This is a genomic window from Anaeromyxobacter soli, from assembly GCF_022808855.1.
GTDB classification, from domain to species: Bacteria; Myxococcota; Myxococcia; order Myxococcales; family Anaeromyxobacteraceae; genus Anaeromyxobacter; species Anaeromyxobacter soli.
Window position 1 is genome coordinate 1 of sequence record NZ_JAKZLF010000052.1, and the last position, 23,304, is coordinate 23,304.

The 23,304-nt window shown below is 74.9% G+C and carries 23 protein-coding genes; 8 read left to right on the forward strand and 15 right to left on the reverse strand.

Features of this window, described 5'->3' with window-relative positions; genetic code table 11:
• Positions 1-173 precede the first annotated feature (173 nt).
• The 3 genes from MLV88_RS22350 to MLV88_RS22360 form a co-directional block, all read right to left on the reverse strand.
• The gene (locus tag MLV88_RS22350) at positions 174-1,325 is read right to left on the reverse strand and encodes a CgeB family protein (RefSeq protein WP_242340456.1); all 1,152 of its coding nucleotides are present in this window, start codon (positions 1,323-1,325) and stop codon (positions 174-176) included.
• A 120-nt stretch (positions 1,326-1,445) separates the two neighbouring features.
• Positions 1,446-1,646, reverse strand: coding sequence for a hypothetical protein (locus MLV88_RS22355; protein WP_242340455.1), 201 nt, complete (start codon positions 1,644-1,646; stop codon positions 1,446-1,448).
• 103 nt (positions 1,647-1,749) lie between these two features.
• On the reverse strand, positions 1,750-1,920 hold the full coding sequence (locus MLV88_RS22360) for a hypothetical protein (RefSeq protein ID WP_242340458.1): 171 nt from the start codon (positions 1,918-1,920) through the stop codon (positions 1,750-1,752).
• Positions 1,921-2,035: 115 nt separating this feature from the next.
• Between MLV88_RS22360 and MLV88_RS22365 the strand changes: the two genes are divergently transcribed.
• Entirely contained in the window at positions 2,036-2,860 is an 825-nt protein-coding gene (locus MLV88_RS22365; protein ID WP_242356357.1) for an aldo/keto reductase, read from the forward strand.
• Between the two features lie 7 nt (positions 2,861-2,867).
• Here MLV88_RS22365 and MLV88_RS24380 read toward each other — a convergent pair whose 3' ends face one another.
• From MLV88_RS24380 to MLV88_RS22380, 4 genes are all read right to left on the reverse strand, one after another.
• Positions 2,868-2,990: a hypothetical protein gene (locus MLV88_RS24380; RefSeq protein ID WP_255821535.1), complete on the reverse strand. Its 123-nt coding sequence runs from the start codon at positions 2,988-2,990 to the stop codon at positions 2,868-2,870.
• 260 nt (positions 2,991-3,250) lie between these two features.
• Positions 3,251-4,708, reverse strand: coding sequence for an ammonium transporter (locus tag MLV88_RS22370; RefSeq protein ID WP_242340454.1), 1,458 nt, complete (start codon positions 4,706-4,708; stop codon positions 3,251-3,253).
• A 310-nt stretch (positions 4,709-5,018) separates the two neighbouring features.
• Positions 5,019-6,392 (reverse strand): response regulator, encoded by a 1,374-nt coding sequence (locus MLV88_RS22375; protein ID WP_242340453.1) that lies wholly within the window; start codon positions 6,390-6,392, stop codon positions 5,019-5,021.
• 108 nt (positions 6,393-6,500) lie between these two features.
• On the reverse strand, positions 6,501-7,172 hold the full coding sequence (locus MLV88_RS22380) for a helix-turn-helix domain-containing protein (protein WP_242340452.1): 672 nt from the start codon (positions 7,170-7,172) through the stop codon (positions 6,501-6,503).
• On the opposite strand from MLV88_RS22380, the gene MLV88_RS22385 reads away from it, so the two are divergent.
• Entirely contained in the window at positions 7,171-8,256 is a 1,086-nt protein-coding gene (locus tag MLV88_RS22385; RefSeq protein ID WP_242356355.1) for a radical SAM protein, read from the forward strand. The genes MLV88_RS22380 and MLV88_RS22385 overlap by 2 nt on opposite strands.
• Positions 8,257-8,262: 6 nt before the next feature.
• On the opposite strand, the gene MLV88_RS22390 is transcribed toward MLV88_RS22385, so the two are convergent.
• Entirely contained in the window at positions 8,263-9,645 is a 1,383-nt protein-coding gene (locus MLV88_RS22390) for a pyridoxal phosphate-dependent decarboxylase family protein (protein WP_243338727.1), read from the reverse strand.
• A 98-nt stretch (positions 9,646-9,743) separates the two neighbouring features.
• Between MLV88_RS22390 and MLV88_RS22395 the strand changes: the two genes are divergently transcribed.
• Entirely contained in the window at positions 9,744-11,219 is a 1,476-nt protein-coding gene (locus MLV88_RS22395) for a potassium/proton antiporter (RefSeq protein ID WP_242340449.1), read from the forward strand.
• Positions 11,220-11,275: 56 nt separating this feature from the next.
• Here MLV88_RS22395 and MLV88_RS22400 read toward each other — a convergent pair whose 3' ends face one another.
• The 4 genes from MLV88_RS22400 to MLV88_RS22415 form a co-directional block, all read right to left on the reverse strand.
• Positions 11,276-11,914 carry a TPM domain-containing protein gene (locus MLV88_RS22400; RefSeq protein ID WP_242340448.1) on the reverse strand — a complete coding sequence of 213 codons (639 nt, stop codon included), beginning with the start codon at positions 11,912-11,914 and terminating at the stop codon, positions 11,276-11,278.
• 9 nt (positions 11,915-11,923) lie between these two features.
• Positions 11,924-12,673, reverse strand: a complete 750-nt coding sequence (locus tag MLV88_RS22405; protein ID WP_242340447.1) for a TPM domain-containing protein — start codon at positions 12,671-12,673, stop codon at positions 11,924-11,926.
• A gap of 9 nt (positions 12,674-12,682) precedes the next feature.
• Entirely contained in the window at positions 12,683-13,264 is a 582-nt protein-coding gene (locus MLV88_RS22410; protein ID WP_242340446.1) for a LemA family protein, read from the reverse strand.
• A 71-nt stretch (positions 13,265-13,335) separates the two neighbouring features.
• Entirely contained in the window at positions 13,336-13,881 is a 546-nt protein-coding gene (locus MLV88_RS22415) for a BP74-related protein (protein ID WP_242340445.1), read from the reverse strand.
• Between the two features lie 122 nt (positions 13,882-14,003).
• On the opposite strand from MLV88_RS22415, the gene MLV88_RS22420 reads away from it, so the two are divergent.
• Positions 14,004-14,408, forward strand: coding sequence for an MGMT family protein (locus tag MLV88_RS22420; protein WP_242340444.1), 405 nt, complete (start codon positions 14,004-14,006; stop codon positions 14,406-14,408).
• Between the two features lie 9 nt (positions 14,409-14,417).
• Here the strand turns inward: MLV88_RS22420 and MLV88_RS22425 are convergent, their stop codons facing one another.
• Together MLV88_RS22425 and MLV88_RS22430 are read right to left on the reverse strand one after the other, a co-directional pair.
• Complete coding sequence (locus MLV88_RS22425) at positions 14,418-16,937, reverse strand: glycogen/starch/alpha-glucan phosphorylase (RefSeq protein ID WP_242340443.1); 2,520 nt, start codon at positions 16,935-16,937, stop codon at positions 14,418-14,420.
• A gap of 193 nt (positions 16,938-17,130) precedes the next feature.
• Positions 17,131-18,534, reverse strand: coding sequence for a M20/M25/M40 family metallo-hydrolase (locus MLV88_RS22430; protein ID WP_242340442.1), 1,404 nt, complete (start codon positions 18,532-18,534; stop codon positions 17,131-17,133).
• Between the two features lie 67 nt (positions 18,535-18,601).
• Here MLV88_RS22430 and MLV88_RS22435 point away from each other — a divergent pair, with 67 nt between their 5' ends.
• From MLV88_RS22435 to MLV88_RS22450, 4 genes are read left to right on the forward strand one after another with little or no spacing between them, the layout of a single operon-like run.
• Positions 18,602-19,729 (forward strand): YcaO-like family protein, encoded by a 1,128-nt coding sequence (locus MLV88_RS22435; protein WP_243338728.1) that lies wholly within the window; start codon positions 18,602-18,604, stop codon positions 19,727-19,729.
• On the forward strand, positions 19,729-20,964 hold the full coding sequence (locus tag MLV88_RS22440) for a TfuA-like protein (RefSeq protein WP_243338729.1): 1,236 nt from the start codon (positions 19,729-19,731) through the stop codon (positions 20,962-20,964). Before MLV88_RS22435 ends, MLV88_RS22440 begins: the two co-directional genes overlap by 1 nt.
• Positions 20,892-21,284: a translation initiation factor gene (locus MLV88_RS22445; RefSeq protein ID WP_242341571.1), complete on the forward strand. Its 393-nt coding sequence runs from the start codon at positions 20,892-20,894 to the stop codon at positions 21,282-21,284. Before MLV88_RS22440 ends, MLV88_RS22445 begins: the two co-directional genes overlap by 73 nt.
• Before the next feature lie 37 nt (positions 21,285-21,321).
• The gene (locus tag MLV88_RS22450) at positions 21,322-22,731 is read left to right on the forward strand and encodes an L-serine ammonia-lyase (RefSeq protein ID WP_242341572.1); all 1,410 of its coding nucleotides are present in this window, start codon (positions 21,322-21,324) and stop codon (positions 22,729-22,731) included.
• A gap of 35 nt (positions 22,732-22,766) precedes the next feature.
• Here the strand turns inward: MLV88_RS22450 and MLV88_RS22455 are convergent.
• Positions 22,767-23,304: HNH endonuclease (locus MLV88_RS22455; protein ID WP_242362053.1), on the reverse strand; the 538-nt coding region annotated here is incomplete at its 5' end.

Genomic DNA, 23,304 nt, shown 5'->3' on the forward strand with positions numbered 1-23,304 from the left:
TGGCGGCCGGGGCCGCGGCGCGTCCGGGCGCAAGGCGGGCGGGCGGACCTCGCGCCGCTCGAGCCGCTGAGCGCCCTGGAGCCCGGCCGCACCCGCGCGGCCGGGCCGGGCTCAGGCGTAGCGACGCACCATTCGCGCGCAGAAGTCGGCGTGCTCCACCGCATCGCGCGGTGTCAAGCGAGCCCTCCGAGCGGCTCGGCGCTCGCGCCGGATCCGCTGCGGACAGGAGCGAGAGCCTCCTCCTCTTCGTCGGCGACGCCGCTCGCCGCCCGCTCGCACAGGGTGACCAGCTCCTCGGCCCGCGCGTCCGCGGTGTGCTCCGCGAGCGCGCGCTCCCGGGCCCGCTGCCCCATCCGCTCGAGCGCGACGCGCGGCAGCGCGACGGCGTGCATCGCCTCGTCCGCGTTGCGCGCGACGAGGATCTCCTCGCCGGGCGTGAAGAACGCGTCGAGGCCCTCGAACCCGTCGGAGAGGACCGGGACCCCGCAGGCCGACGCCTCGAACAGGCGCGGGGACGGGCAGTAGCCCATCGCCGCCATCTCGGCGCGCGTCACGTTCACCGTCAGCGGCGAGGAGCAGAAGAAGGCGGGATGAAGCGACGGCTCGAGGTGGCGCACGTAGCGGATGTTCTCGCGCCACGGGAACGAGGCGTCGTACATCGAGCCGGCGAGCACGAAGGTGCGGTTCGGCATGCGCGCTGCGGGCTCGAGGAACAGCGCCTCGAGCGACCGCTGGCGGCTCGGGGCGAAGGTGCCGAGGTAGGAGAGATCGCCCCGGAACGCGGCGGCGGCGGGCGCGGGGCGGTACACCGCCGGGTCCACGCTGCCGTAGAGCGGCGCGGCGTTCCGCGCCCCCAGCCGGTCGGTGAGCAGGCGGAGCGCCTTGCCCCCCGTGAACGACAGCACGAGATCGAAGCCCGCGAGGCCGCCTGGACCGACCCACTCGACGGGCTCCCCCGCCGCGAGGCGCGCGAGCGTGACGCCGGTGTCGAGATCGTAGAACGCCTTCACGCGCGCGGAAGAGTCGAGCACTCGCTCCGTCACGAGCGCCGCGTCCGGGCAGTAGGACGTCACCATCGCGACGTCCGCGCCGGCGAGCGCCGCCTCGATGCGCACCCGCTCCTCCGCGAGCCGCCCGTACAGGTGGAGCGCACCGCCCGGGAGCACGTCGAGATCGCGGTGGGTCGCGTACCAGGGCTGATCCTTCTCGAAGAACTCGAGCCTGTGCCCCTTCCGGCCGAGCGCGGCGGCCAGACCGCGCCACAGCGTCGCGTGGCCGTTACCCCAGGTGGAGCTGACGGTCAGCCCGAAGACGACGATCCTCATTCCACGCCTCCGCGGGCCCGGAGCGCCGACGGACCCTGTCGACCAAGGTAGGGCGTGCCCTGGGGGCGGGGCGACCCCCGCGAATCGAGGCCGAGCCCGGCGCGTGCGAGGGGGCGGCCGTCACCCGCCGCGCGCCCAGCGCGTGAGCAGGAACTCCTCCTCCTGCGGCCCGAGATCGTGTCGAGCGGAGGCCTCTCCCACGAGCTTCGCCCGGTCGAGCGTCGGATCCTGGCGGACCCGCTCGTCGAGCCAGCGCAGCGCCCGCCGCAGCGACTCACCGTGAGGCAGGATCCCACCCGTACCACCGCTCGCCTCGGCCATCGCGCACCTCCCACCCTTCCTTAACGGTGCGGCCCGGGCCCGCCCATGCCCGCCCGCCGGGGACCCGGAGGGCCCGGGGCCCCGGCGAGGCGTGAGCGCGCGATCACCGCTCCGGCGGCAGGTGGCCCTTCTGCGCAGACGACTCGGGCTGCGAGTAGCCCTCCTCCTCGCGGCGGTCGGTGCTGGCCTGGCGACGCGCGCCCTGCTCCTCGCCCGCCTTGCGACCGGCAGCCTCTCGCTCCTTCTTCTGCCGCTCCTTCTCTTCTCGTCGCATCACTTGCCTCCTTCGTCCTGGGTCCCCAACGCTGCGCAGCCCTCGCCGGGCCGGCCCGCCTGCCCGCGCGCGCGCCGGGCTTCCGCGGAGGCCCCGGACGCCGTAACGGTGTCGCATGCGAACGCGCGCGATTCCCCGCACCGGCGAGCCGCTGCCGTGCATCGGCCTCGGGACCTGGCGCACGTTCGACGTCGGAGAGGCGCCGTCCGAGCGGGCGCCGCTCGCGGAGGTGCTGCGTGTGCTGCGGGAGGGCGGCGGGCGCCTCATCGACTCCTCGCCGATGTACGGCCGCGCCGAGGCCGTGGTCGGCGAGCTGGTCCGCGCGCAGCCAGAGCCCCGCCCGTTCCTCGCCACCAAGGTGTGGACGACCGGCCGCGAGGCGGGCCTCGCGCAGCTCGAGGAGTCGGAGCGGCGCATGGCGGCGCCGGGGCGGCTCGACCTCGTGCAGGTGCACAACCTGCTCGACCTCGACGTGCAGCTCGCGACGCTCCGCGAGTGGAAGGCGTCCGGCCGGATCCGCTACGTCGGCGCGACGCACCACGCGTCCTCCGGGCTCGACCGGCTCGCCGCGCTCGCCGAGGACGGCGCCGTCGACTTCGTGCAGGTCCCCTACTCGGTCGCCGTGCGCGACGCCGAGGCGCGGCTGCTCGGGGCGGCGCGCGACGGAGGCGTCGCCGTGCTCGTCATGCGGCCGCTCGAGTCGGGAGACCTCGCCGCCCGCCTGCGAGCGGAGCCCCTGCCTGCCTTCGCCGCGGAGCTCGGGTGCTCCACCTGGCCGCAGCTCCTCCTCAAGTGGATCCTCGGACACCCGGCCGTCACGTGCGTGATCCCGGCCACCGCGGATCCGCGCCACGCCGCCGACAACGTGCGCGCCGGCGAGGGGCCTCTGCCGGACGAGGACCTGCGGCGGAGGATCCTCGCCGTCGTACGCGCGGTGTAGCCGCGCCTCAGGACGCGATCGCGATCGCGGCGGCCGCCCCGAGCGCCAGCGTCACGAGGCCGAGCCAGCGCGCGGCGAACCAGAACGCCGCCCGCGCGACCTCCCGTCCATCGTCCACCGTCGCACGCATGCTCGCCTCCCGAGGCGAATCTGCGGCGCAGGAGGGCGCTGCGGGAGTGGCGCACCAGGCGACGACCGAGGCGGGGCCACCCGCCGGATGGATCGGACCCGCGAGCGAACCGGGTCCGGACGAACCTCCATGCCGAGGATTGCGTCGCTCACGGCGTGTCGCGAGCGCAGGCGCAGCCGGATGCTGCGCCGGAGCGAGCCGGGGGTCCGGGGGGACGCGCCTGCTGCGTCCCCCCGGTACGACCGCCGGGGCAGCCCCCGCTAGCTGTGCTCCCGCGCCAGCGACGGCGCCGCGATCGGCGCCGCCTCGGGCGCGGGCCTCGGCGCCGCGCCGTGCTCCACCCCGGCGCCGGCCGCATACCCGAGCAGGCCCATCTCCGGGATGTCGAGGCCGAGCGCCTCGTCCTCCGCGGACGTGCGGTTCCCGACGAGCTTGCCGATGACGACGAAGGCGAGCGCCGCGACGGGAACGACCCACAGGATGTTGGCAGCGATGCCGACGAGCGAGGCGACGAGCTGGCCCGCGTCGCCGTACAGGAGGCCGGTCACGCCGTACGAAACGCCGTTCAGGCCCTGTCCGTACGTCCCGTTCGCGAAGAGCCCGACCGAGAGGATCCCCCACGCGCCGTTCACGCCGTGAACCGCGATGGCGCCGACCGGGTCGTCCACCCGGAGCTTCGTCTCGACGAACATCGCCGCCACGACCACGAGCACCCCGGAGACGAGGCCGATGAGCATCGCCGCCCAGGAGGAGACGAAGGCGCACGGCGCCGTGATCGCGACGAGGCCGGCGAGCATGCCGTTCGCGAGCCAGGTCGGGTCCGGCTTGCCGAAGCGGGTCTTCACGTAGAGGTAGGCGCCGAAGGCGCCCGTGGCGGAGGCGAGCATCGTGTTCGTCGCCACGATCGCGAGGCGCGTGTCGGTGCCGGCGAGGGTGGAGCCGGCGTTGAAGCCGAACCAGCCGAACGCCAGGATGAACGTGCCGACCATGACCTGCGGGATGTTGTGGGCCGGGATGGGGTTCACCCGTCCGTCCGGCCCGTACTTGCCGGCGCGCGGCCCGATGATCTTCGCGAGCGTGAGGGCCATGACGCCGCCGGTCATGTGCACCACCGAGGAACCGGCGAAGTCCACGTGGCCGTGGCCGAGGCCAAGGTTCGTGCCGAGCTGCGACAGCCACCCGCCGCCCCAGACCCAGTTCGCGTAGAGCGGGTAGATGACGGTCGAGATGACGAAGCTGAAGATCACGAACGAGCTGAACTTCCAGCGCTCGGCGAGCGCGCCGGTCGGGATGGTGCAGGTGGTGTCCATGAACACCATCTGGAAGAAGAACATGGTCGCCACCGCGGGCGTGAACATCCGCAGCGGCAGCATGAAGCCGCTCGTGCCGGCGAGGTTCCAGACGTGGCCGAACAGGCTCACCGACAGCGGCGCCGCCGAGAGGGACGCGTCGCCGCCGAACGTCGCCATCGGGCCGACCGAGCCCATCTGCAGGCCGAAGCCGACGAAGTAGAACCCGATGATCCCGATGGCGTAGACGAAGAAGTTCATGCCCATCGTGTGCGCGACGTTCTTCGCGCGCGTGAGGCCCGTCTCGACGAGCGCGAAGCCGGCCTGCATGAACATCACCAGGAAGCCGGCGATCATCGTCCACATGATGTTCACCGCGGCCTGCGTGTCTGCGAGCGTCTTCGCGACGTCCGCGAGATTCGGATCCATTTCGTTCCCCTTGCGAGAGTGAGTTCGCCGAGAGGTTCTGCAGCCGACATGCCGACCGCTCCGGGGCCCACCGCGGTCCTCCTCGAGCCCATCGCGCGTGCAGCTGCTCCCCGGGGCTGCCCGGAGAGGCGGCAGATCCCGGCGCGCCGAGCTCTGCCGGCGCGGCGCGCCGCCCGAGCCGCAGGCGGCGTGGTGCACGGCGCGCGAGCACGATCGCGGGTCTCGCGCAGGCGCGGTGCTCGGCGGTGGGCCGCGTCGGCTCTGCGCGAGGCCCCGCGAGCGAAGCGGGCGCGCCGGGCGCCCCTTCGAGCTACAGCAGCCGCAGGAGGTCCCGCCGGATCGCGCCGCGCGCGGCGTCGTCGGGGGCGGCCGGGAGCGCGCGCTCGAGCGCCTCGGCGGCCTTCCGGCGGAAGCCGGTCTCCTCGTAGAGGGCGGCGAGGGTGCGCAGCGCGGCGAGGTGCCCTGGGCGCAGCTCGACCGCTCGCTCGAGCTCCGTCATCGCGCGGAAGTGCTCGCCGCGCGCGCGGAAGGCGCGGCCGAGGAGGTGATGCGCCTCGGCGGAGAAGGGGGCCTCGCGCACGGCCTCGTGGAGGACGGCGATCGCCTCCGCGGCGTGGCCTGCGCTGAGGAGCTCGCGCCCGCGCGCGAGCTGCGGCGACGCGGGGGCCGCGACCGCGGGCGCGCGCGCCGCGCCGGCGTCGAGGGCCGCCTCGACGCGCCGGAGCAGGTCGTCGATCCGGAACGGCTTCTCGACGTAGTCCTCCGCCCCGTACGCCTCCCGGGCGTCCTCCGCGAAGCGCCAGCCGCGGTACACCGCGGTCATCATCACCACGGGGATGTTCCGCGTGTGCGTGCCCGCCTTGAGCCTCCGGCACGCCTCGAAGCCGTGCACCCGCGGCAGCATCGCGTCGAGCAGGACGAGATCCGGCAGGAGCCGCTCGGCCTTGTCGAGCGCCTCCGCGCCGTCCGCGGCGGTCTCGACGGCGTAGCCCTTGGCGGTCAGGGTCCGCTCCACCAGCTGCCGGATCTCCGGCTCGTCGTCCACGACCAGCACGAGCCGCCGCGCGTCGGCGCGCGCCGGCCGCGGAGGCGCCACGTCGAGCTCCACCTCGACGGAGACGTCAGCCGCGAGCGGGTCGGCGCTGCCGGGCGGGAGATCGTCCACGAGCTCCGCCTCGACCAGATCTCCGCCCGGCACGACCGCCGCCAGGAACGGACCGCCCGGCCCGGCGTCCGCGCCGCACCACAGCGGCTCGCCCTTCTCCCGGCAGTCGTACCCCTCCTGGATGGCGCGCGTGAGCGCGGCGCGGACGGCCACGTACGGTGACACCTCGCGACCGGTGACGAACCGGACCTCGGAGAGGACCCGCTCGTCCGCCGGTTGCGCCATGGCGAGGTGCAGGCGCCCGCCCTCGAGCGAGAGGGGCAGGATGAGGTCGCCCTCCGCGACGCTGCGCGGCACGACGTCGAGCACGGGCAGCGCGATCGCCGTGCGCGACAGGTCGACGCCGGGGACCCCGTGCTTCTCGGAGAGGACGGAGGCGAGCGCACCCTCGGGAACCCCGGTGGCGAGCAGCCGAGAGCAGATCGGCTCGCGCCGCGCGCGCCCCTCGCGCTGCGCCTCGATGAGTCGATCGCGCGTGGCGAGCCCACGCGCGATCAGGATGTCCCCCGTCCTCGACAAGTCCCCTCCCGTCGAACGGCGAGGACGATCTTACGCCGAGTCCGTGGCGGCGCCGTCCCACGAATGCGGCGTCACCTCCGCGAGGGGCGGACAGGGTAGGCGACGCGATTACCCGACGGTGTCCGCGTAGGTCATCACGAGGTACATGACCGACTCGCCGTCGGACCGGCTCCGGTAGACGTGGGGCACGTCGGCCTCGAAGACGATCGCGTCCCCGGCGACGAGGCTCTCCTTGCGTCCGCCGACCTCGATCTCCACCTCGCCTCGCGCCACGACGAGGTTCTCGGTCGTGCCGGGGTTGTGCGCATCCGCGCGCTCGACGCCGCCGGGGGAGAGGCGCAGCTCGTAGAACTCGACGCGCCGGGGCTCGTCGAACGGGAAGAGCGCCCGCGAGCTGAACGAGCCGTCGTGGCTGCGCAGGAGCTTCGCCTGCTCCCCGCGGAGCACGTGCGGGCCGGCGCTGCCGCGGGCCGTGATGAGGGCCGAGAACGGTACGCTGAGCGCCGACGAGATCTTCCAGAGGACGTTGATGGTCGGCGCGCTCTGGCCGAGCTCGATCTGGCCGAGCATCGCGCGAGAGACGCCCGAGAGGTGCGACAGCCGCTCGAGCGACAGCCCGCGCTGGTTCCGGAGCCTGCGCAGGTTCGCGCCCACCACCGGCGTGAGGTCCCGCTGCACGGCGTGCTCCGCCGACTCGTCGGGCTCGGGCACCGGGCGCGCCTCGGGCGCAGGGCTGGCCGGCCGCTTGCCACGCTTCGGGCTCTCTCGCGCACTCTTCATGTGGGGTCCCTTTTCCGTTACAACGGACGCCTTGTCAACGCACGCCTCGCGCGCTCGGTGCGCCCGCCCCCCCGGTGGCCCCGACGGGCCGTGGCGGCTCACCTTCGTCACCAACCCCGACGACTGCAATCTCGCCTGCGCGATGTGCGAGTGCGGGGCGGCGCGGGCGGCGGGCCGGGCGCGTGCGCCCCGGCGCATGGACCCGGAGCTGGCGCGACGCGTCCTCGAGGAGCGCCGCGGCTCGCCGCTCGCGGAGGTCATCCCCTCGACGCTGGGGGAGCCGCTCCTGTGGGAGGGGCTCGACGCGCTCCTGGAGCTCTGCGCGGCGAACGGCCTCGCGCTGAACCTCACGACGAACGGCACCTTTCCCGGGCGCGGCGCGGCGGCCTGGGCGGCGCGGCTCGTGCCCGTCGCCTCGGACGTGAAGCTCTCCTGGAACGGCGCCACCGCGGCCACGGCCGCGGCGGTGATGGGCGGGCTGCGCTTCGAGGCGGCGGTGGAGAACGTCCGGATGCTGGTCGCCGCGCGAGACGCGTCCGCGCGGGAGGGCGGCCGCCGCTGCCGGGTCTCCTTCCAGGTCACCGCCCAGGAGGCGAACGTCGGCGAGCTCGCCGGGATCGTCCGGCTCGCCGCCTCGCTTGGGGTGGACCGGGTGAAGCTGAACCACCTCCAGCCGCGGCTGCCCGGCCTCGAGGCCGGCTCCCTCCGCCGCTCGCCCGAGGCGATCGGGCGGTGGAACGCCGCCGTGCGCGCTGCCCGCGACGCCGCCGAGGCGACGCGCCTGCCGAGCGGCGCGCGCGTCCTCCTCCAGAACGCGGTCGAGCTCGCCCCCGATCCGGCTGCGCCCGCGCCGCGGGGGCCCTGCCCGTTCATCGGACGCGAGGCCTGGGTCCACCCGGACGGAACGTTCGCCCCCTGCCCGCACCCCGCCGCCGCACGGGGCGGCCTCGGCGCGCTCGGCTCCGTGGCGGAGGCGCCGCTCGGCGCGATCTGGGCCGGCGAGCGGTTCCGCGCGCTCGTCGCCGCGTACGAGGATCACCCGCTGTGCCGCGCCTGCGCGCTGCGGCGGCCGGGCGGCGCGTAGCGGGGACTAGCTCCCGTCCGCTGCCGCGAGCACCTCCTCGACGACGGCGTCCACGTCCGCCTCCGACGTCCGGTGGTTCACGAAGCAGGCGCGGAGCGCGAACGCCGCGTCGAGGACGGCGTTCGACAGGTACACGCGCCCGCGGCGGTTCACCGCGGCGAGCACCGCGGCGTTCCGCCGGTCGGCGTCGTCCCCGCGCACGCGGAAGCAGACCGCCGAGAGCTCGACCGGGGCGAGCAGCTCCAGCCGCGGCTCCCGCCGGACGAGCTCCGCGAGGCGCTGCGCGTGCGCGAGATCGCGCGCAATCGCCGCGCGGAACGCCGCGGCGCCGTGGAACTGCAACGACGTCCACAGGCGGAGCGCGCGGAAGCGCCGCGAGAGCTCCATCGACTCGTCGAAGAACGCGAACCCCTCGACGGGATCCTCCGTCGAGGTCTGCACGTACGCGCCCGAGTGCGAGAACGCCCGGCGCGCCCCCGCCCGATCCCGGTAGAGCAGGCACCCGCAGTCCACCGACTGGTACAGCCACTTGTGCGCGTCGAGCGAGAGGGAGTCGGCGAGCGCCAGCCCTTCGAGCTTCTCCGGCCGCGCGAGCGCCGCGAGCGCGCCGTACGCCCCGTCCACGTGCAGCCACGCCCCGTGCCGCCTCGCGACGCCGGCGATCTCGGCGAGCGGGTCGATCGCGCCGGTGGCGACCGTCCCCGCCGTGGCGACCACCGCGACGGGGACGCGTCCCGCCTCGACGTCGCGGGCGATCTCGCGCTCGAGCGCGTCGGGGCGCATCCGGAACGCCGCGTCCACCGGGACGAGCCGGAGGTTCTCGCGCCCGAGCCCGAGCAGCGCGACGGCCTTGCCGACCGACATGTGCACCTCGCGCGAGGCGTACACGACCCCGCCCGCGGCGCCCCGCTCGTTCGCAGGGGCGCGGGCCTCGCGGGCCATCGCGAGCCCCATCATGTTCGCGGAGGAGCCGCCGCCCGTGAGGCTCCCCGCGAACCCCGCGCAGCCGAGCGCGCCGGCGAGCCACGCGATGAGGCTCCGCTCGATCGTCACCCCGGCGGGAGCCGAGCGCCAGGCGGTGACGTTCTGGTTCAGCACGCTCGCCAGCAGGTCCGCGGCGGCCCCCGCCGGCTCGCCGGAGCCGAGCACGTAGCCGAGGAACCTGCCGTTCTGCGCGCGCGAGCCGGCGGCGATCTCGCGGAGGCCGTCCACCACGGCCAGACCGACCCCTTCCTCCGGGATCGGCCGTGCGAGGCGCGCCTCGAGCTCGGCGCCCGAGGCGCGAGGCGTGATGGACCGCTCGTCCAGCGTCGAGAGGTGCTCCTCGGCGAGGCGTTCCACGGACGCGTAGAGCTGGCGCAGCGCCTCGATCGAGAGGTCCAGGGACATGGCCCGTCATCTAGCCCGCGGCGCCCGGGAACACCAGGGGGGCGGGGCACCCGAGCGCGCGCGCGACCGCGGGGCGGTTCTCCCTTACCCTGGACGGAGTGCCGACGGAGCCGCTCCCCACCGCCCTCCTGCTCGCCGCCGTCGGGATCCTCCTGGCGGCGAGCGTGCTCGCCTCGCGCGCCTCGGGCAGGCTCGGCCTCCCCGTCGCGCTCCTGTTCCTCCTCGTCGGCATGCTCGCCGGCTCGGAGGGGCTCGGGCAGATCGCGTTCGAGGACTACGCGCTCACGTTCCGGATCGGCACGGTCGCGCTCACCCTCATCCTCTTCGACGGCGGCCTCAACACCGATCTCGCGAGCCTGCGCCGCGTCCTCGCCCCCGCCACGGCGCTCGCCACGGTGGGCGTCGCCGGGACCGCCGCGGTGATGGCGCTCGGCGCCCGCGCGCTCGGGCTCGGCCCGACCGAGGCTCTCCTCGTGGGGGCGATCGTCTCCTCCACGGACGCGGCGGCGGTGTTCTCGGTCCTCCGCGGGGCCGGGGTCAGCATCCGCCAGCGGCTCGCGCACCTGCTCGAGGTCGAGTCGGGCGTGAACGATCCCATGGCGGTGATCCTGACGCTCGCGGTGACGGGCGCGCTCGTCGCCGGCGAGCGGCCCGGCGCGGGGATCGCGCTCGACGTCGTCCTGCAGCTCGCCATCGGGCTCGCCGGCGGGGTCGCCGTCGGGTACGCCGGCCGCTGGCTGCTCGCGCGGGCGCGGCTCTCGGCGACCGGGCTCTACCCGGTGCTCACCATCGCGCTCGCGTGCTTCGCGTTCGGCGCGCCGACGCTGGTCCACGGGAGCGGCTTCGTCGCGGTGTACGCGGCGGCGGTGGTGCTCGGGAACGGCCCGCTGCCGTACGCGACCGGCCTCCGGCGCGTGCACGACGCGATCGCCTGGTTCAGCCAGGTGGCGATGTTCCTCCTCCTCGGCCTGCTCGCGTTCCCGTCGCGCCTCGCCAGCGTCGCCGGCCCGGGGCTCTTCCTCGGCCTGTTCCTCGCCTTCGTCGCGCGGCCGCTCGTGGTGATCCTGCTCCTCCTGCCGTTCCGGCTGCCGCTGCGCGAGATCGCGTTCATCTCCTGGGTCGGCCTGCGCGGCGCCGTCCCCATCATGCTCGCGACGTTCCCGGTGCTCGCCGGCCTCCCCGTCGCGCGGCACGTCTTCGACCTCGTGTTCTTCGTGGTCGTGGTGAGCGCGGTGGTGCAGGGCACCTCGATCGGCTGGGTCGCCCGCCGGCTCGGCCTCGAGGTCCAGGCCACGCCGACGCCGCGCGCCATGCTGGAGATCCACTCGACGCAGCGGCTCGCCGGCGAGGTGATCTCGTTCTACGTCGAGCGGGCCAGCGCCGTGGCGGGCTCGCGCATCTCGGAGCTCACGATCCCGGAGGGCTCGGCCGTGATGCTCGTCGCCCGGGGTCGCGAGCTCGTCGCCGCGCGCGGGCGGACCGTGCTCGAGCCCGGCGACCACGTCTACGTGTTCACGTCGCCTGAGGACAAGGCGTTCGTCCAGCTCCTGTTCGGCCGCCAGGAGGAGGACTGATCGGTCTTCACGAGGGCACCGGGGCCGCTCGGCGTCGCTCGCCCGAGCGGGGAGCGCTAGGTCCTCGACGCGCGGATCTGATCCTCGAGCTCGTTCCGCGGCGCGTGCTGCCCGGGCACGGCCGGGAAGTGCTCGGCGAGGCGAGCGCCGCTGAGCGCGATCGCGTCCACGAAGCCCTTGCCCGGATCCCCTGCCCGCATCCCCTCGACGAGCGCCGCGACGGCCCGGTCCCAGTCGGCGCCCATCTTCTCGTGGATGCCGCGATCCCCGAGCACGACCGCCTCGCGCTCGAACAGCGAGGCGAACACGAGCACGCCCGTGCCCTCCGCGGTCCGGTGCAGCCCGTGCTCGTGGAACGCGCGCGTCGCGCGGGCACGCACCGCCTCGTCCATGGAGCGCGCGCCGACGAGGAGGCGCTCGACGGGATCCCAGCTCGCGAGCAGGGCGCCGGCGATGCCCGCCGCGAGCTGGACGAGCGGGAGCTCCGCGAGCGTGAGCGGGAGGTGGAGGCCGACCACCGCCGCCGTCGCGAGGGCGGCGAGGAGCAGCGCGCCCCGGTAGCGGGCCTCCGGGTACGCATCGCTCTTCTCGACGACCACGGGGACGAGCTGGCCGCGCGAGAGCGCCTCCGCGCGCCGGACCGCCTCGGCGATGCGCGTGCGGACGTCCTCTCCGAAGTGCCGCTCGATGGTCACCGGTCCCTCCTACCAGCGCCCCGAGGCGCCGCCGCCCGAGAACCCGCCGCCGCCGCCCGACCAGCCGCCGCCACCGCCGCCGCCGAAGCCGCCTCCGCCCCAGCCGCCGCCCATCCACGGGCCGCCTCCCCACCAGAGGTGGCGGCGCCGCCGCGGCCCGAAGCCGGAGAGGCTCCGGACGAGGAACACGACGATGAACAGGAGGATGAACGCGAGCGAGGAGAAGCGCGCCCTCGGCGCCGCGCGGCGCACCGGCTCGACGCCCGAGGGCAGCGCGCCGAGCGCGCCGAGGATCTGGACCCCGGCGTCGTACAGCCCCTCTCCGAAGCGCTTCTCGCGGAACGCGGGCACGATCGTGCCGCGGATGATCCGGGACGACTGCACGTCGGTGAGCCCACCCTCGAGCCCGCCGCCGACCTCGATGCGCACGGCGCGGTCCTCGACGGCGACCGTGACGAGCACGCCGTTGTCCTTCCCGCGGGTCCCGACCTTCCAGGCCTCCGCGACGCGCATCGAGTAGTCCTCGATGGCTTCCCCGTCGAGGGACCGGACGACGAGGTACTGGAGCTGCACCCCCGTCCCGCCCTCCACGCCGCGCGCGGCGCGCGCGAGCCCCTCGAGGCGGCGCACGTCGTCGCGCCCGAGGAGGCCGGCCTGGTCCACCACCGGCCCCGAGAGCGGCGGGATGGGCGCCTCGGCGCGCGCCGGGGCGGAGACGGAGGCGACCGCGACGAGCGCGGCGACGGCGAGGGCGCGCACGTGGCCCCGCTAGAACTTCACGGCGGGCGCCTTCTCGGCGCCCTGCGTCGTCGCGGTGAACTGCGCCTTCGGCTGCTTCTTGTACATGAGCGCGTTCGTCCAGCTCGTCGGCGGGACGGTGACGAGGTTGTTGAACTGCTGCACCTGCTCGATGTAGCGGCGCCGGGCGATCCCGATCCGGTTCTCGGTCCCCTCGAGCTGCGCCTGCAGGTCGCGGAAGTTCTCGTTCGCCTTCAGGTTCGGGTAGTTCTCGGCGACCGCGAGGAGCCGCCCGAGCGCGCTCTGCAGCGCCCCCTGGGCCTGCTCGAACCGCTTCATGTTCTCGGGCGTGAGCTCTTCGGCGCTGAGCTTCACCTGGGTGGCCTGCGCGCGCGCGTTCATGACCGCCTCGAGCGTCTCGCGCTCGTGCGTCGCGTACCCCTTCACGGTCTCGACGAGGTTCGGGATCAGGTCGGCGCGCCGCTGGTACTGGTTCTCCACCTCGGCCCACGCGGCCGTGACGGCGTTCTCGGCTTGGGGGATGGACTGGAAGCCGCAGCCCGCCGTGAGGGCGAGCGCGGCCGTGGCGGCGACGAGGCGAGGCGTCTTCATGCCCGGAAGCTAGCGCGCCCCCGCCGCCACGCAAAGGAAGTTCGCAGGGCGGGCCGCCCGGAACGGGGCGTTCACCTGTGGTCGACCGCGATCACCTTCGGCGACGAGGGGCACCAGGAGCGCACCTCGAGGACGTAGTACGAGAGCGCCCGCTCGATGTCGCTCGGGCACACGTCGCACCCACCCACCGTCGCTCCCGCGAACGAGGCAGTGGCCGCGTCGGCGTGCCACGTCCACTGGGCGTCGCAGTCGGAGCCGGCCTGGAGGTCGAGCACCGGGATCCCCGAGACCGGCTCCCCGCGCAGGAGCGCCTCGGCGCTCGTGACGAACACCTCGTTCGTGATCCAGAGCTTCACGGTCTCGCCGCACTTCTCGAGCGTCACGAAGGCGCCCCCGCCGCGCGCGGCGCACGCGCCCCCGCCCTCCGCAGCACACTGCCCGTCACTGCAGGTCAGGCCCGCTCCGCACGCGTGACCGCAGGCGCCGCAGTTCCGCGGGTCCGAGCGGATGTCCATGCAGGTGCCGCCGCAGACCTCGAGCGGCATGGGGCACGGCCCCGCATCTGCGCAGGCGGCGGCGCCGGCGAGGAGTGCGACCGCGAGGAGGAGGCGACCCATGCGCGACGCAGGGTACGCGACCCTCTCACTGAAAGGCAATGTGGCGATCCGCGGTCCGGCCGCCGTGCTCGCGCGCCGGCCCGCGCTTCCCGCGGAGAGGTCCCTCGTCTAACCTTCACCGCGTGACGCTCCCCTCTGGCTGGTCGCGCATCTACCGGGTCGTGCGCCGCATCCCGCGAGGGCGCGTCGCGACCTACGGCGAGGTCGCGCTCGCGGCGGGCAAGCCGCACGGCGCCCGGCAGGTGGGGTACGCGCTCGCCGCGCTCCGCGGCGCGCGCCACGACGTGCCCTGGCAGCGCGTCCTCGGCGCGCGGCCGCGCGGCCACGCGGCCATCTCGATCCTCGACCCGATCGGCGCGGCGGTGCAGCGGGACCTGCTCGAGGCGGAGGGGATCCGCTTCGACGAGCGCGGCCGCGTCGAGCTCGCCCGCTACGGCTGGAAGCGGCGGGCGCGCGCCACGCCCGCGCCGGGCGGACGCCGGCGCGGGGCGCGCGCGCCTCGCCGGCGAGCCCGCGGCGAATCCTGATCGGCCGCTCTAGCCGCGGCGGACCGGCGCGATCTTCCAGATCTGCTCGGCGTAGTCCCGGATCGTCCTGTCGGAGGAGAACTTGCCGGTGCGCGCGACGTTCAGGATCGCCATCCGCGTCCAGCCCTCCGGGTCGCGGTACGCCCGCTCGACCTCCTCCTGGCACGCGCAGTACGCGGCGAAGTCGGCGAGCACGAGGTAGGGATCGCCGCCGTTGAGGAGCGAGTCCACCACGGGACGGAACAGGGCCGGCTCGCCGGGGGAGAAGACGCCCGACGCGAGCGCGTCGAGGACCCCCTTCAGCCGCCGGTCGCCGCGGTAGACCTCCCACGGATCGTAGCCGCGCCCCCGGAGCGCCTGCACCTGCTCGACGGTGAGCCCGAAGAGGAAGAAGTTCTCCGCGCCGACCTCGTCGCGGATCTCCACGTTCGCCCCGTCGAGCGTGCCGATGGTGAGCGCGCCGTTCAGGGCGAACTTCATGTTCCCCGTGCCGGACGCTTCCTTGCCCGCGGTGGAGATCTGCTCGGAGACGTCCGCGGCCGGGAAGATCCGCTCGGCGAGCGACACCCGGTAGTTCTTGAGGAACCCGACGGTGATCCGCCCCTGCACGTCCACGTCGTGGTTCACCACGTCCGCGACCGAGCCCACGAGCTTGATGACCCACTTCGCGAGGGCGTAGCCGGGCGCGGCCTTCCCGCCGAACAGGTAGGCGCGGGGGTACGGCTGGTACGAGCGGTCCTCCTTGATGCGCAGGTACTCCGCGGCGACGCGGAGCACGTTGAGGAGCTGCCGCTTGTACTCGTGGATGCGCTTCACCTGGACGTCGAAGATCGAGTCGAGGTCGAGCGTGAGCCCGTTCTCCGCGCGGACGATCTCGGCGAGGCGCGCCTTGTTGTCGCGCTTGATGCGCCGGAACAGCCGGCGGAAGCCGGCGTCGTCGGCGAGGGGCTCGAGCGCGCGGAGCTTCTCGGCGTCGGTGATCCAGCCCGGGCCGATCGCGTCGGTGATCGCCGCCGAGAGGTCGGGGTTCGACTGGAGGAGCCAGCGGCGCGGGGTGACGCCGTTCGTCTTGTTGTTGAACCGCTCCGGCCAGAGCGCGTGGAAGTCCTTGAAGAGCTCGCGCTTCAGGAGCTCGGTGTGCAGCGCGGCCACGCCGTTCACCGACCGCGAGCCCACGACGGCGAGGTTCGCCATCCGGACCTGCTTCACCGGCTGCTCCTCGATGATGCTCATCCGCGCGAGCGCGCCCTCGTCGGCGCGGCTCGCGGCGCGGACGCCCTCGAGGAAGCGCCGGTTGATCTCGTAGACGATCTCGAGGTGGCGCGGCAGCACGCGCCCGAACAGGTCGACGGACCAGCGCTCGAGCGCCTCCGGCATGAGGGTGTGGTTCGTGTAGCCGAAGGTCGCGCGGCAGATCTCCCACGCCGCGTCCCACTCGAGCGCGCGCTCGTCCACGAGGACGCGCATGAGCTCGGCGATGGCGACGGCCGGGTGGGTGTCGTTGAGCTGGATCGCGACCTTGTCCGGGAAGCGCGAGAAATCCTCGTGCGTCCGGAGGTAGCGGAGCACGATGTCGTGGATGGAGCAGCACACGAAGAAGTACTGCTGCTGGAGCCTGAGCTCCTTGCCCATCACCGTGAGATCGTTCGGGTAGAGGACCTTCGAGATGTTCTCGGAGAACCCCTTGTCCTCGACGGCGGCGAGGTAGTCGCCCGCATTGAAGTCCGCGAGGTCGAGCTCCTGCGACGCGCGCGCCCGCCAGAGCCGCAGCGTGTTCACGGTGTCGTTGCGGTACCCCGCCACCGGCACGTCGTACGGCATGCCGAGCACGTGGCGCGCGTCCACCCACCGCACCCGCAGCCGGCCGCGCTCGTCCGCGCCGTGCTCGGTCCGCCCGTAGAACGCGACCGGGACGACGCTCTCCGGGCGCGGGATCTCCCAGGCGTTCCCGAAGCGCAGCCACTCCTCGGGCCGCTCCACCTGGTAGCCGTTGCGGATCTCCTGGTCGAAGATCCCGAACTCGTAGCGGATGCCGTAGCCGGTGGCCGGGTACCCGAGCGTCGCGAGCGAGTCGAGGAAGCAGGCCGCGAGCCTGCCGAGGCCGCCGTTGCCGAGGCCGGCGTCGGGCTCCTGCGAGAGGAGGTCGGCGAGGTCGAGCCCGAGGTCCTTCAGGGCGCCGCGCATCGGGTCGTAGAGCCCGAGGTTGAGGAGATTGTTCTCGAGCGCCCTGCCCATCAGGAACTCGAGCGAGAGGTAGTAGACCCGCTTCGCGTCCTCCCGGTAGTACGCCTGCTGCGTCTGGATCCAGCGGCGCATCATTCGATCGCGCACGGAGTAGGCGACCGCGAAGTAGCGGTCGAGCGCGGTGGCGCTGTGCTCGTCGGCGCCCTGCGAGTACTGCAGGTGGTCGGCGAAGGCTCGCTTCAGCGCCTCCACGTCCGTGGCGGTGCGCGCGTTCGGGACGTCCCGGGCGCGCTCGAGCGCCCGGGCCTCCGCGGGTGCGGTGCTGCCTCTCCTCGGCGGAACCATCCGTTCTCCTTGGAATCCGTCACGGCGGCGCCGCGACTCCAGTGCGCCCCCGGGCGACGCGCGACGGCCCGGAGACGCCGCGCATGATACTCGGGCGGGTCCCCGGGCGCCGCGCGACCTCCGGCGCCCACGCGCGGGCGCCCTGCGTGCTTACCCCCACCTGCCGGTCGAGCGGGTGCGCGCCGGCCGCTGTCTACGCCTTTCGAGCGAGCGCCGAGGCGAGCTCGGCATAGAGGTGGATCGCGCTCCGGATCGCCTTCTGGAAGTCGCCGAGGTGGAGGCTCTCGTTCTCGGAGTGAGCGTTCGAGGCGGGATCCTCGACGCCGATGAGGAGCGCCGGGACGCCGCCGAGCGCGTCGGCGAACGGCTGGACGAAGCCGATGGAGCCGCCGCACCCGATCGCCAGCGCCTGCCGGCCGAATCCCTTCTCGAGCGCGCGGAACGCCGCGTCGAAGGCGGGGTGACGCACGTCGGTGATCCAGGGCGCGCCCGCGGTCTCGACCTTCACGTGCACCTCGACGCCCCACGGCGCGGCGGCCTGGAGGTGCTGCACGAGCGCGTCGCGCGTCTCCACCGGGTCCATGTCCGGCACGAGCCGGATCCCCACGCGCGCCCAGGCCACGTCGTTGATGATGTTGCGCGCGTCCTTGCGCGACGACGCCTGCAGCGCGTTCACGGCGAGCGCCGGCTCCCACCAGTTCACCTCGAGGGGGTGGTTCCCGCCGAGGAGCTGCACCCCGGGCCGCAGCCGGGCCTGCTTGCGGAACTCCTCGACCGTGACGGGGAGCTGCTCGATGGCGCGCCGCTGCTCGCGCGTCATCGGCCGGACCTTGTCGTAGATCCCGCGGATGGCGATGCGCCCGTCGCGATCGACGAGCCCCGCGAGCATCTTCGCGAGCGCCATGGCCGGGTCGGGCACCGGGCCCCCCCACATGCCGGAGTGCAGGCTCTGGTCGAGCGCGCGCACCTCCACGTCGGCGGTGACGAGGCCCCGGAGCGCGATCGTCACCGAGGGCAGCCCGACGTCCACGTTGCCCGTGTCGGTGAGCACCATCGCGTCCGCGTCGAGCTTCGAGCGGTAGCGGCCGATGAAGGCGGCGAGGTGCTCGGAGCCGATCTCCTCCTCGCCCTCGATCACGATCTTGACGTTGAGCGGCATCTTCCGCGCCCCGCGCACCCAGGCGTCCACCGCGGCCGCGTGCACGAGGATGCCGGCCTTGTCGTCCGCGGCGCCCCGGCCGAACAGCCGGCCGTCGCGCTCGGAGGGCTCGAACGGCGGCGACTTCCAGAGCTCCGTCTCGCCGGGCGGCTGCACGTCGTGGTGCGCGTAGAGGAGGAGCGTGGGCGCGGCGGGATCCTCGATCCGCTCGCCGAAGACGTAGGGGTGCGCCCCCTCCACCTTCAGCACCTCGACCTTCTCGAAGCCGCGGCGCCTCAGGAGCTCGGCGACCGCGTCGGCGCTGCGCGCGACCTCGACCTCCGGGAACCCCGCGAACGAGACGCTCGGGATGCGGACGAGCCGCTTCAGCTCGTCGAGGTAGATGGCAGCGTTCTTCTCGTAATGGGCGAGCGCCAGGTCGACCGGGCTCTCCGTCATGGAGGTCTCCTCGTTGGGGATGCGGCGGCCTGCCAGCGGGCGGCCTGCCCGAGATATAAACCCGCGCATGCCCAAAGCCCTCCGTCCCCTTAGGGACGGCTCACTCGCCGTGGCGCTCGGCGTGACCCGCATCGCGCGCCTGACCGGGCTCGACCGCACCGGCGTGGAGGTGGCGAGCGCGGTGCGGCCCGGAGCGCACGTCCTCCAGGTCACGAACGGCAAGGGCGACACGTTCGAGCGCGCCGCCCAAGGCGCGCTCCTGGAGGCGGCGGAGCTGTGGGCCGCGGAGCGCGCCGAGGTGGAGGCGTGGGGCGCCGCGACCGACCTCGCCGCACATCACGGCGAGGCCGCCGTCGTGCGACCGGAGGCGCTCGCGCCGGAGCGGACGGAGCCGGGGGCGTCGGAGCTCCGCCTCGCCTGGCGCATCGGCCAGGACCTGCTCGGCGGCGCGCCCGCGCTCGTCCCGGCCTGCGCCGTCCACTGCCCGCCCGCCGGCGGGCCGCTCCTCGGCGCCGCGGTGGTCCCCTGGACCTCGAACGGCATGGGGGCGCACGAGGACCTCGCCGCCGCGCTCCTCCACGCCCTCCTCGAGGCCGTCGAGCGCGATCTGCTCGCCCGGGCCTTGCCGGAGGGCTTCACGGAGGAGGCGGTCGCGGCGCGGCTCCTCGATCGCAGCTCGCTGGCGCGGGCAGCGCCCCGGGCCGCGGCGCTCGCCGGGCGGCTCGAGGCGCGGGGGTTCCAGGTCCACCTCCTCGACGCCTCCGCGGCCGCCGACGGGCCCACCCTGCCTTGCGCCGCCGCGCTGGTCGCGGACGTCGAGCACGGGGCGGTGCCGCTGGCGGCCGGCTACGCCTGCCGGCTCGAGCCGGACGAGGCGCTCCACGCCGCGCTCCTCGAGGCCGCGCAGTCGCGCGCCACCGAGATCCACGGCGCCCGCGAGGACGTGGCGCTCGGCGACCGCCGCGCGGCGAAGGGGCTCGCCGCGCTCCTCGGCGGGACCCGGGCGCGGCGCCACGCGGGGCGGATGCCCGGCGTGCGAGGCGCGGGCGCCGCCGCCGCGGGCGTGCGCGCGGTGCTCGCCCGGCTCCGGCGCGCCGGGATCGCCCGGGCCGTCGCGGTCGAGCTCTCCGCTCCGCCCGGCGTGCACGTCGTGAAGGTCGCCGTCCCCGGCCTCCTCCTCTCGGAGCTCCTCTGATGACGACCCGCGCGCGCCCGGACGATCTCGTCGTCTTCCTCGGCCCGTCGCTGCACGCCGCCGAGGCGAGCCGCCTCGCGCCATGCCGGGTCCTCCCGCCCGCCCGCGCCGGGGACGTCCTCGCGGTCCTCCCCGCCCGGCCGCTCGCGATCGCCCTCGTCGACGGCCTCTTCGATACGACGCCCTCGGTCTGGCACCACGAGCTCCTCGCCGCGCTCGACGCGGGCGTGGCGGTCTTCGGCGGCGCGAGCATGGGCGCGCTGCGCGCCGCGGAGCTCGAGCGGCATGGCGTCGTGGGGGTCGGGGCGATCTTCCGCGCCTACCGGGACGGCGTCCTCGACGACGACGCGGAGGTGGCGCTCCTGCACGGCGACGCGGAGCACGCGTTCCGGCCGCTCACCGTCCCGCTCGTCGCGGTCCGCGCCGCCGCGGACGCCGCCCGCGCCGCCCGGCTCCTCTCGCCGCGCGAGGCGCGCGCGGTCGTCGTCGCGGCGGCGGAGCTCCACTACACCGGGCGGACCTGGCCGCTCGTGCTCGCCGGGGCGAAGCTCCCGGAGCCCGCGCGCGAGCGGCTCCGGGCGTTCCTGCCGGACGCTCCGGACCCCAAGGCCGACGACGCGCGCGCCTGCGTCGAGGCGGCTGCGGCGTTCGTCCGCGCCCGGCGCGCGGGCGCCCCCGCGCCGCCCGGCCCGGGCCTGCCGGTCCCCTCGCACGTGCGGCGCGCGCGGCTCGCGCACGCCCGCGCCATCCTTCCCGGCGGTGGGGAGCTGCCGTCCGGCGAGGTGCTGCGCGCGCTCGCGCGGCGCCCGGACGCGGGCGCGCTCGCCGCCGACGGGCTCCGCCGGCTCGTCGCGAGCGGGCTCGCGCGCTCGCTCGGGCTCGCCGCGCCGGCGGAGGAGGCGGAGGCCGCGCTCGCGGCGTGGCTGGCGCGGGCGGGCGTGCCGGCGCGCCGCCGGGAGACGTTCCTCGCCGCGTGCGGGCTCGACGCGGCCGCGGCGCGGCGGCTCGGCGAGGATCTCGCGCTCGAGGCGCGGCTCCTCGACGCCGCCGCTCGCGTCGTGCCGGACGGGCCGTCGTGGGAGGAGGGGCTCGCGCTCGCTGCGCGGCTCTCGGGGACGTGGATCGACGAGGCGCTCGCGGCGGTCGGGCGCGGAGGAGCGCGATGGGGAAGCGAGACCGGGACGAAGGCAAGCCGGCGCCGCAGGCGCCGTTCAACGCGGCGCTCGCGCGGCTGAGGGAGCGGCTTCCGGAGGGGTGGGCTCCGCCCGCGGAGGCGGAGCGCGCAGAGGAGGCGAGCGCCGCGCCGCCGCCGAAGGGGCCGGCGCGCGCAGTGGTCCGGCTCGAGCGCAAGGGGCGGGGCGGCAAGGAGGCCACGGTCGTCGAGAAGCTCGCGCTCGCGCCCGCGGCGCTCTCCGCCTGGGCCGACGAGCTCAAGCGCGCGCTCGGCTGCGGCGGCGCCGTGGAGGAGGACGCCATCGTGCTGCAGGGCGACCAGCGCGAGCGCGCGCGGCGCTGGCTCGAGGCGAAAGGTGTGCGGAAGGTGATCCTGGGTTAGGACTCGCCCGCGCGGCGGCGGCCGCGGCGGGAGGACCATGGCGACGAGCGTCTTCGAGCTCTTCAAGATCGGCATCGGGCCGAGCTCGTCCCACACCGTCGGGCCGATGAAGGCGGCGCGCCGCTTCGCGGAGGCGCTCGCCGGGCGCGGGCTCCTCGAACGCGTCGAGGCGGTCGCGATCGACCTGCACGGCTCGCTGGGTGCCACGGGGCGGGGCCACGGCACCGATCGCGCGGTCATGCTCGGGCTCATGGGCGAGACGCCGGAGGGGGTGGAGGTGGACGCCATCCCGCGGCGGCTCGAGGAGGTCCGCGCCCGCGGAAGGCTCGCGCTCCTCGGGCGGCGCGAGCTCGCCTTCCGCGAGGCCGAGCACCTCCGCTTCCTGCCGCAGCCGCTGCCGTTCCACCCGAACGGCATGCGCTTCGTCGCCCGCGGCGCGGGCGGGGAGGAGCTCCTCGCGCGGACGAGCTACTCGGTGGGCGGAGGGTTCGTCGTCGACGCGGAGGACGCGGAGCGGCCTGCCGCCGGGCGCGCGCGGCGGCCCGGCGTGCCGCTGCCGTTCGCGTCGGCGGCGGAGCTGCTCGCCCGCTGCGCCGAGCGCGGCACGACGCCCGCGGGCGTCATGCTCGAGAACGAGGGCGCGCTCCGGCCCGAGGCCGAGGTGCGCGAGGGGCTCCTCCGGATCTGGCGGACGATGGAGGCGTGCGTGGAGCGGGGCTGCCGGACGGAGGGCATCCTGCCCGGCGGGCTCGCGGTGCCGCGCCGCGCGCCGGGGCTCTCCCGGCGCCTCTCCGCGCGCGCGGGCGCCGAGGCCGATCCGCTCGAGGCGATGGATCGGGTGAACCTCTGGGCGCTCGCGGTCAACGAGGAGAACGCCGCGGGCGGGCGCGTCGTGACGGCGCCCACGAACGGCGCCGCCGGGATCGTCCCCGCGGTGCTGCACTACTACAGGCGGCTCGTGCCCGGCGCGGACGACGGCGGGGTGGTGCGCTTCCTGCTCACCGCCGGCGCGATCGGCGCGCTCTACAAGGAGAACGCGTCGATCAGCGGCGCGGAGGTGGGCTGCCAGGGCGAGGTCGGGAGCGCGTGCTCGATGGCGGCGGCCGGGCTCGCCGAGGTGCTCGGCGGCTCGCCCGCGCAGATCGAGAACGCCGCCGAGATCGCGATGGAGCACAACCTCGGGCTCACCTGCGATCCGGTGGGCGGGCTCGTGCAGATCCCCTGCATCGAGCGCAACGCCATGGCGGCGGTGAAGGCCATCAACGCCGCGCGCATGGCGCTGCGCGGCGACGGCCGGCACCTCGTCTCGCTCGACGAGGTGATCCGCACGATGCGCGAGACCGGCGCCGACATGCAGGCCAAGTACAAGGAGACCGCGCTCGGCGGGCTCGCCGTGCACGCGGTCGACGCGCCGGTGCGGATCGGGGTGAACCTGCCGGAGTGCTAGTGGTCGCTGACCGGAGGAGCGGAGAGCATTGAGCGTCACGACGTCGTGGGCTCGGAAGTCTCGAGGTTCGCGAGCGCCCACATGCCCAGCTGCATCCCGGGACGCAGGGGCACCGCGCCAGCGCGCGAGAGTATCGATGGCCTATCGCCCGCGTCGCGGCGGAAGCGATCCATGTGCTCGCGCCCGAAGGTGCTCTCTGCGTGAAGCAGGTTGTGAGCTCGGCAGGCGAGTCGAAGATTCTCGACCGTGGACGGTCCCCCGAGGGCGGCGGGCTGGATGTGGTCGAGCTCGAGCTTCCAGCGTCTGTTGCAGCGGCAGCCGTCCGGGCCCACCCAGGCGCAGCGCCCGCCATCGCGCGTCCACACCGCGCGGCGCACTATCGCCGGGATCGTGGTCCTCTCCGCCGGCGGCTTCGCCGCGGTCTTCTTCGTCGCGGCGGCATTCGTCGTCCCGGCCTGCTTCGCTCCCTTCGTCTTCCGCTCCGGCGCGACCGCGCCCTTGCGCTTGCCGTGCTTCTGGATGGCGCAGCGGATCGCCTCGTGAAGCACCGCCGCGAGGTCGCCGTCCGGGACC

Bases quoted from the DNA above. Each gene is read 5' to 3' on its own strand.
- MLV88_RS22445 (WP_242341571.1), top strand. From the start codon at position 20,892: ATGGGGAAGCGAGACCGGGACGAAGGCAAGCCGGCGCCGCAGGCGCCG.
- MLV88_RS22360 (WP_242340458.1), bottom strand. From the start codon at position 1,920: ATGCGACGAGAAGAGAAGGAGCGGCAGAAGAAGGAGCGAGAGGCTGCC.
- MLV88_RS22430 (WP_242340442.1), bottom strand. From the start codon at position 18,534: ATGACGGAGAGCCCGGTCGACCTGGCGCTCGCCCATTACGAGAAGAAC.
- MLV88_RS22355 (WP_242340455.1), bottom strand. From the start codon at position 1,646: ATGGCCGAGGCGAGCGGTGGTACGGGTGGGATCCTGCCTCACGGTGAG.
- MLV88_RS22380 (WP_242340452.1), bottom strand. From the start codon at position 7,172: ATGAAGAGTGCGCGAGAGAGCCCGAAGCGTGGCAAGCGGCCGGCCAGC.
- MLV88_RS22365 (WP_242356357.1), top strand. From the start codon at position 2,036: ATGCGAACGCGCGCGATTCCCCGCACCGGCGAGCCGCTGCCGTGCATC.
- MLV88_RS22415 (WP_242340445.1), bottom strand. From the start codon at position 13,881: ATGGGTCGCCTCCTCCTCGCGGTCGCACTCCTCGCCGGCGCCGCCGCC.
- MLV88_RS22350 (WP_242340456.1), bottom strand. From the start codon at position 1,325: ATGAGGATCGTCGTCTTCGGGCTGACCGTCAGCTCCACCTGGGGTAAC.
- MLV88_RS22425 (WP_242340443.1), bottom strand. From the start codon at position 16,937: ATGGTTCCGCCGAGGAGAGGCAGCACCGCACCCGCGGAGGCCCGGGCG.
- MLV88_RS22450 (WP_242341572.1), top strand. From the start codon at position 21,322: ATGGCGACGAGCGTCTTCGAGCTCTTCAAGATCGGCATCGGGCCGAGC.
- MLV88_RS22370 (WP_242340454.1), bottom strand. From the start codon at position 4,708: ATGGATCCGAATCTCGCGGACGTCGCGAAGACGCTCGCAGACACGCAG.
- MLV88_RS24380 (WP_255821535.1), bottom strand. From the start codon at position 2,990: ATGCGTGCGACGGTGGACGATGGACGGGAGGTCGCGCGGGCGGCGTTC.
- MLV88_RS22440 (WP_243338729.1), top strand. From the start codon at position 19,729: ATGACGACCCGCGCGCGCCCGGACGATCTCGTCGTCTTCCTCGGCCCG.
- MLV88_RS22410 (WP_242340446.1), bottom strand. From the start codon at position 13,264: ATGAAGACGCCTCGCCTCGTCGCCGCCACGGCCGCGCTCGCCCTCACG.
- MLV88_RS22435 (WP_243338728.1), top strand. From the start codon at position 18,602: ATGCCCAAAGCCCTCCGTCCCCTTAGGGACGGCTCACTCGCCGTGGCG.
- MLV88_RS22390 (WP_243338727.1), bottom strand. From the start codon at position 9,645: ATGTCCCTGGACCTCTCGATCGAGGCGCTGCGCCAGCTCTACGCGTCC.
- MLV88_RS22385 (WP_242356355.1), top strand. From the start codon at position 7,171: ATGTGGGGTCCCTTTTCCGTTACAACGGACGCCTTGTCAACGCACGCC.